Below are 7,514 nucleotides of genomic sequence, written 5' to 3'. Positions count from 1 at the left end.
AGATCAGACATGTTCACCGCTCGTTTTTGAACCGTGAATCACGCCGCAAAACGAAAATCAATGGGTCCTGACCCTAGTAATAAGTTCGCTACCAATTTCGTCGAAAACTTAGTTTGAAAGCCGTAAGTTCGTGCGGCGTCGACGTGAATAAGTACCAGGGCACCCGTTTCAAATTGTCCGAAGTGATTGGCCTGTATCCGGTTTTGCCTCTTTCTCTTTGCGACAGACGCGATGCGTAAATAGCTGCCGTTGGTGCGCTGGCAGCGAAAGACAGTATCGTTCGCGTTCTGTGAGTTCGCTTGTGTTGAGATATTGCTGTCGTAGCGAATGACCGAAAAGTGGGCTGCGACCGCAGCATCGTGACGGCATGTCGAGTGACCGGTAAGGGCCGACCGTGTAGGCGGCCCAGAGATGTTTGATTTCAATAGCTTCAGCAATGGCCAAGGCATCCTCAAGTTCAACGCCAAGATACCTGACTGTACTGTCCATCTTTGTGTGCCCCAACAGAAGCTGAACGGCGCGAAAGTTGCCAGTCTTCTTGTTGAACTGAGTGACTTCCGTTCGCCGCATCGAATGCGTGCCATATGCACTGGCTTCCAGTCCGATCGACGTGACCCAGTCCCGAACAATCTACGCATACTGACGTGTCGATATGTGAAGGCGCTCATGAAAACGGCCTAGCCAAAGATACTCTGATCCGACCATCAATTCGTATTCCATCCATTTTCCGACGGATGTGCGGGTGCCTTCCGATATCTCAAACCGAACTGACTTCTGCGTCTTGTTCTGCAGCACTGAGGCGGGTTCCCTGATCTGGCCTGACGCCAGCACATCCACAACTTTCCTCTTCACAAGGTCGCAGCCGCGAAGCTTGCTGTCGATTGCCATATTGAACAGAGCAAGATCACGATGGTACTCTGCCAATTCAAGCCGCACCCAGATTGCTCAGACATGCTTTGGTTTCAGTGGCCGCTTCTGACCGACAATGCGGCCCTTGTTCCAGGCTAGTCGAAGTGCGCGAATGGCAGGTAAGTTTGGTATTTCCATGACTAATCCTCCGATCCGCCATGCCCTCCCAAAACGACGACCCGACGTTGACACAGGCGTCATACCACAGGATGCCGCGCCGCCTCCGATGTCAGGAACCTAGTCCGACCTGCCCATTCGACAGAGCGCAGCGAAAGTCAGCTTTTTATGGCTTGGCCATAAATGCGGCTCGGATCGCCTCCTTCATAGCGTCCTGAGGCCCTTGTTCTTTCGGCTTGCTGGATGCCATCACCAGCTTGGAGGCAGGCGTGTTTCCGAAGCCCAATGCGTCGTTCACCACCGATAGACCTGCGTGAAACGACGAGCGACCAAGTAGACCTACTGCAATCCCAGCTTCAACCGCTGCAATTACGCCAGAGACGCTCTGGCTGGAATATACAACGCGATATGGCTCTCCGCGGGCTTGCAATGAATTGACTGCCGCGTCGCGCCACCAGCATGCATGATCGAACAAGGCCACCGGAAGGCTTTCATCGATCTGAAAATTCCAGCGCACCGACGACACCCAACAAGTTGGGTCTTCATAAAGAACTTCCTCTTGGCTGGACGGGTTTTCGACCTCATAGACCGCAAGGTCCAGCGAACCTTTGTCGAGGGCCTCGGGAAAACTGGTGCTCAGAGCGCATGTGACATCCAGTTCGACTTTCGGATGATGGCGGGTGAAGGTCGCAATGATCGCCGCGAGTTTCGTTCGTCCGTGATCGTCGGGTATGCCCAAACGTAGTTTCCCGCTTACCGTGTTCTGGGAAATCTCTCGTAGTGCCGCATCGAGACGTGCCGTCACGTCCTGCGCGACTGGAAATAGCTTTCGTCCCGTGTCGCTCAGGACCACCCCGCGACCATGCCTGTCGAAGACCGGCTGACCCAGGATCGCTTCGAGGCGCTTGATTTGAAGGCTCGTTGCAGACTGCGACCGGTGGATGCGGGCGGCGCCTTCTGTGACGCTTCCGGCATCAGCCACGGCGACGAAGGTTCGCAGAAGATCGCTATCCAGGTTTTCCATTTGTTTTTCCAATATCGGAAATTGTAACTATGCGTTTCACAGATGCCTCGTGCCGCACTATTTTTCAAGGTCAGAGGAGTATCTCATGTCCGATCAGACAGCTGCCAACCGACCATCCAACCGGAAACCCTTAGTGTGGGGCCTGTTTCTGCTTCTGTTGGCAGGTGTAGGTTTTGCTTGGCCGGAACACGCCGCAAACGCAGCAAGGTTCGTCCTATGGGGTCTAATTGTCGTTGCCCCCATTGTCATTCCGGGCATCGTTCTAGCAGCTTGGATCATCGCCAGCGGCGCGGATACCCACATCGCTGGCGCGTTCGAGGGCAGGACGTTGCGAACGGTTTTGGCTGCATCGCTCATCGGAGCCATCACGCCGGTCTGCGGTGTGACGGTGCTGCCCTTAATGGCCGGATTGCTGGCAGCGGGCGTGCCACTTGCTCCGATCATGGCATTCTGGCTGTCCTCCCCAATAACTGATCCGGCGATGCTCGCGACAACAGCCGCGACACTGGGTTTGAGCTTTGCGATCGGCAAAACACTCGCAGCTTTCGGATTAGGCATATTCGGGGGCGTGATCACAGGGCTATTCGCCAAGACACCTTGGGCAATGAGCGCGCTTCGAGACAATGGTCTTGCGCGCCAACTGAGTGCCGCACGATGCGGCAGGGATCAACCCTTTGATCCATGGGTATGGCGGTCTGAGGCACGAAGGCATTCTTTCAGCAGACAGTTCTGGGCGACCACGCGGCTGATCCTGATCTGCCTGATCCCGGCATTTGCCGCCGAGTATGCCTTAAACGCCGCACTGACGCCGGGCGCACTGGCAGCATATGTTGGCGAAGACAAATGGTGGGCCATACCCGCCGCTGTCTTTGTCGGTGCCCCGGCCTATATCGACGGTTACGCTGCGCTCCCGCTGACACGCGGGTTGATCGACAACGGCATGTCCGAAGGCGCGGCGATGGCTTTCCTTGTCTCGGGCGGCGCGGTCAGCATCTGGGGTGCTATGGCCATCGCACCGGTGCTCAAATTGCAACCGTTGATGCTCTATCTGCTGCTTGCAGTTCTGGGTTCGCTTGGGGCGGGGTATGTCTTTGGGTGGATCGTCTGAGATTCAGCGTTAACGGGAAGCAGACGTTCAGCAACCGGCAGCTTCGTCCGCAATGTGTGAGTACGAGCAGCGCCAAAATTTGCACTTGCAGCGAATGACCGAAATGCGGGCTGCGTCCGCAGAATGCCAGCGGGGTGTTGAATGCCTTTTATGGGCCGCTCAGTGCTTTTTGGCCGCGTGCGCGGTAAAATTGCACAATAACCAGTTCTTCACGTCAGAGCTGTGTGGCATTTTACACTTGGCACCGTGCGGAAGGAGTGCGGTGTTCATTGCTGTTAATGCCTCCGAGCGGCGACGCCCTAGGTGGCACCTGATTGACATTTTGGGTATTTTGGCGCAAAATAAAAGCATATTTAAACAGCATTAACACTATTCCAAATTTGCAAATCACACTTGGTCGAGATTGGTGTAAAGCGTCCTATTTGGCGCAATTCCCAAGAGAAATTGACAGAAGTTCATTATTAAAACGGAGGCTTACTTTAGCTATGTCCAGTCTTATTCAATCTGTTTTCGGTCGTGTCACCCAACAGGAGAACGGTCAGCCCGTACACGGTATATTGGTCAAGATTCAGGCGGTATTTGGGGATGGCTGGCGCAAGCGAGACGACTGTAAAATCGATCTTGGATGCGTCCTGACAGCCGCCGATGGCCGATTTGTGCTCATAGTGGATTCGTCGAAAATACCCGAAGACTGTCGATGTGCAGGTCCGATGGAATTGCGGATAAAGCTGCGCGACCGCGACGGGGTGCGCATCCATAAAGCCCGGCTCAAGATTGAGGATTGTTCCTGCACCGACGATTTTAAAATCGACGTCGCCATCCCGGCAAAGAAGCTGGCGTGTCACCTGAGCCGCCCGCTAAGCTGGGCTGCACCGAATAAGCCGTTTTTGCCAGAAAGCGTTCTTGATGACATTGAGGAAGCGCTTGAGCTTGCGGATGCTGATCGGTTGCTGCGCAAGCGCACTCACTTCTTTGAGTGCATCCGCCCGACGCTTGCGATTTTTGACAACTCGCTTAGTGATGCCTGGAGTGTTCTGAACGGAGACGTCGCTGCCAAGGGGCGCTATGTGGATGTCCTCAATGCTCTTTGTGCCACGTCGCCAACAGGCTGCGGCTGTGGCGGCGCATCCGGGGATGACGCAGGCGGTATCTTGCAGGACATTTTTTCCGACGACTGCAATGATGACAGCTGTAAGCCCATCAAATCCAAACCCAACCCGGTGTGCTGTTCCGACCATGTCTGCCCGACCGGTAAGTCCCTGATCGCTGACAAAGACATGAGCTTGATGGTCTTTGCGGCCATGCATGTATCCTGTAGTCACAGACCAACAATGATCAAATACGTCGGCGCGCTGCTTGAACAACGTTGCCGGTTCCAGGTGTTGACCGCGCTTCATGAAGCAGCTGTCAACCTGATCTGCAAGAAGCCGCACGCAAGGCGTCATTTTAAGGATCTGCTCGAATATGTGATGTGCATCTGCACCGGTCAAACCCCTTGCGGACAAGTGCCTTGCTGTCAAACTTGTGTCCGCCAGCCCATCCTGGATTGCATCACGGATGCCTATAGAAACTTGTGCAGTATCGAATGCTACACCGTGACCAAGATCAACCCAGAGCGTGCCTGCCCCGGTGACACGGTTGCGATCTGCGGGTGCGGGTTTGGCGATATTGCGGGGCAAGTGCAGTTCACCCAGCATGGCACGATGAACCCCGGTCCGATCGCTGTGACGACCTCGTGGTCAGACGAACGCATCTGCGTGATCGTCCCGTCCAGTGCAGGATGTGGTTTGGCGATCATTCCTCCGACCCAAACGATCAGCGTCTGCGATCGTTTCCTGGACTATCGAAAAAGCGGCACGATGTTGGCTGAGTTCGAAGGCACAAGCGCTGACATTCTCAAGTTTATCGTCAAAGGGCATCAGAACGACGACTGCCTGTTACCCGGCGAGGTTCTGAAAATCCGCTGGAAGGTCTGCGCCGCTGACTCAGTGACTGTGCGCATCGTCAATACAGACACCGGCGCTGCCATTGCGCAGATTTCACCGGCCCCCGATCTGGGACGCTGGGACTTCGATCAGACTGACTTCGACCAAACGACCCGAGTGCGGGTCGAAATCGTCGTGACCGGTAAATGTAAACCTCCTACAGTAAGTCAGGGCTTAGACCTCGTTTTCCAGAACCCGCCGGATCTATCCATCGACGGGGTCGAGGTAACGCAGGCGATTCAGTATTTCCGAGCCAACCAGCATCTGACTGATCCAGCTGACCGCGGCCCGGACAACTCCCTTCAACTTGTTGCCAATAAATCGGCCTGGGTGCGGACATATCTGCGCAGTGGGCAGGATCCGAATTTCGATAATGGGCAGCTCGGCAATGTCAGTGGCACACTTCAAGTGGAACGCCGGGTTGGTGGGATCTGGTCCACGGTGGCCAATATCGTTCCGACCAATGCCCCGGTGACAGCGCAGGACAGTTTCTCAAGCTACGACGCAGAGAGACGCGACATTGATGCGACGCTGAACTTCATTATCCCTGCCAACGTAATGACCGGGCTCTTGCGCCTTTCTATCACTGTCTCGTCGCCAGACGATTGCTATGGAGGCAGCGGCACGGCCCAACAGCTTGTTGATGTCGATCTTGAGCAAGAGTTGCGCGTTGCAGCCGTCACAATTGGCTATAACGGTCCACCGATGGGCGGCGGCGCCAATATTACCTTGCCTGCCCCCAACGCAGCACAAGTTGCCGCTGATACCAGCTTTGCCCTTCGGGTTTTCCCGGTAGGCAGTACGCCCAATGTGCGTATCATCGACAGTCAGACAACAACACAAGGTCTGACAAACAACAATTTCCCAGCGGGGGGATGCGATCCCAACTGGACGCCGATCCTGAATTTCGTGGCTAACGCGCGCACGAATGACGGTAATCAGGGCGATTGGCTTTACTATGGACTGGTCAATGCGGCGATCCCGCGCTCGCATGGCAACACAGGATGCGCCAGCGGCGGCAACGGCGCTGGCTTGTCCGGTAGCCCGATCACGTTGGCGCATGAGTTGGGCCATCAGGCGGGTTTACCACATGCCCCATGTGGCACGGTCGGCACGCCAAACGCGAGCTACCCGCTTTACGAGCCTTACGATACCGGCATGACAACGACCGATAGCAATGGCAACACTGTCTATTCGGATGCGAGCATCGGCGAATACGGCCTCGACACAAATGACGGGACAATACACCGGCCAGCCAACAGTGAGGATCTGATGGGTTATTGCGGCCCCCGGTGGGTCTCGATCTTTACGCATAACTATATGCTGAACCGCGCCGAATTTGACCCGGTGGCGCTGGCAACAGGCGTGTCTGGCGGCAATTCGGTGGGGGCAGGCGCCATGGAAGTCGACAGGCAAGACCAGATGCGTCCTTTCGTGACGATCGTGGGAGAGGTCGGCAAAGACATGCAGGTCTCGGTCGCAAGCCTCGTACGGGTTCCAACCCGGCCCTTGCGGATGTCTGGCGCGCGTACCGATCTAGTTTTGCAGTTGATCGGGGACAAGGACGAGGTGATCTCATCTGCGCCGGTGTTCACAATGGATAATCACGACGCCAATGGCGATGGCTGCGGTTGCGGCGGAGGCGATAAAAAGGATCCGCCTAAACCGCCGTATAGTTTCATTGCGGCAATGGGCGATGTCGGCTCCGGAATTGCAATCCGCATCTGCCAGGGGGACGCAGTCATATGGGAGCGCAAGCGACCGGCACGGCCGGTTAAATTGGCTTCGGCTGAAGCCAGCATTGGCAAGTCTGGTCTAAAGGTTTCCTGGAAAACGACCGGTGCCAAGCGTGGTTACGATCCCGATATTTGGCTGCAATGGTCTTCTGATGGTGAACGCTGGAACGGGCTCAGGGTTGGTGCGAGAGGTAACAGCTTTGAGATCGACCCCAACACCATTCCGGTCGACAAGGTTTGGATTAGGGTCCTTGCTCATGACGGTTACTTCACCGCAACGGCAGACACCAAGCAAGTTAAACTGCCACTAGCGCCACCCGAACTCGCCATTATTCACCCCTCTGAGGGGCAAGTGGTGCGCCCGGACCGACCGCTGCATCTCTGGGGTACATTCACTGGCCGCACCGAAGCAAAATCCGTTGAATGGTATCTGGACGGCAAGAATGTCGCCAAAGATCTGGATGCTTGGATCGATGTACCCAAGCCAGGTGACCATGTGGCGGAGCTGCGCGTTAAAGGCGCAAACCCGGTAACTGTCAAGTTTTCTACAGGTGAGCGCTAGGGTCAGGACCCATTGATTTCCGTTTTGCGGCGTGATTCACGGTTCAAAAACGAGCGGTGAACATGTCTGATCT

The 7,514-nt window shown here is 55.6% G+C and carries 3 protein-coding genes and 1 pseudogene; 2 read left to right on the top strand and 2 right to left on the bottom strand.

Annotated elements, in window-relative coordinates; all coding sequences use genetic code 11:
- Nucleotides 1-417: 417 nt before the first annotated feature.
- Together AC2FH8_RS20495 and AC2FH8_RS20490 are read right to left on the bottom strand one after the other, a co-directional pair.
- Nucleotides 418-888: pseudogene (locus AC2FH8_RS20495) on the bottom strand (tyrosine-type recombinase/integrase); the annotation flags it as partial.
- Between the two features lie 304 nt (nucleotides 889-1,192).
- Nucleotides 1,193-2,050: a LysR substrate-binding domain-containing protein gene (locus tag AC2FH8_RS20490; RefSeq protein ID WP_142640415.1), complete on the bottom strand. Its 858-nt coding sequence runs from the start codon at nucleotides 2,048-2,050 to the stop codon at nucleotides 1,193-1,195.
- Between the two features lie 85 nt (nucleotides 2,051-2,135).
- Here AC2FH8_RS20490 and AC2FH8_RS20485 point away from each other — a divergent pair, with 85 nt between their 5' ends.
- Both AC2FH8_RS20485 and AC2FH8_RS20480 read left to right on the top strand, forming a co-directional pair.
- A complete protein-coding gene (locus AC2FH8_RS20485) occupies nucleotides 2,136-3,158 on the top strand; it encodes a permease (RefSeq protein ID WP_496690628.1) in 1,023 nt (340 codons plus the stop codon).
- 485 nt (nucleotides 3,159-3,643) lie between these two features.
- Entirely contained in the window at nucleotides 3,644-7,441 is a 3,798-nt protein-coding gene (locus tag AC2FH8_RS20480; RefSeq protein ID WP_496690627.1) for a hypothetical protein, read from the top strand.
- Nucleotides 7,442-7,514 lie beyond the last annotated feature (73 nt).

It is taken from the genome of Ruegeria sp. CDSC025 (assembly GCF_059610805.1).
Note: the sequence above shows the minus strand (reverse complement) of the source record. Positions and strands in the feature narration are given on the sequence as shown.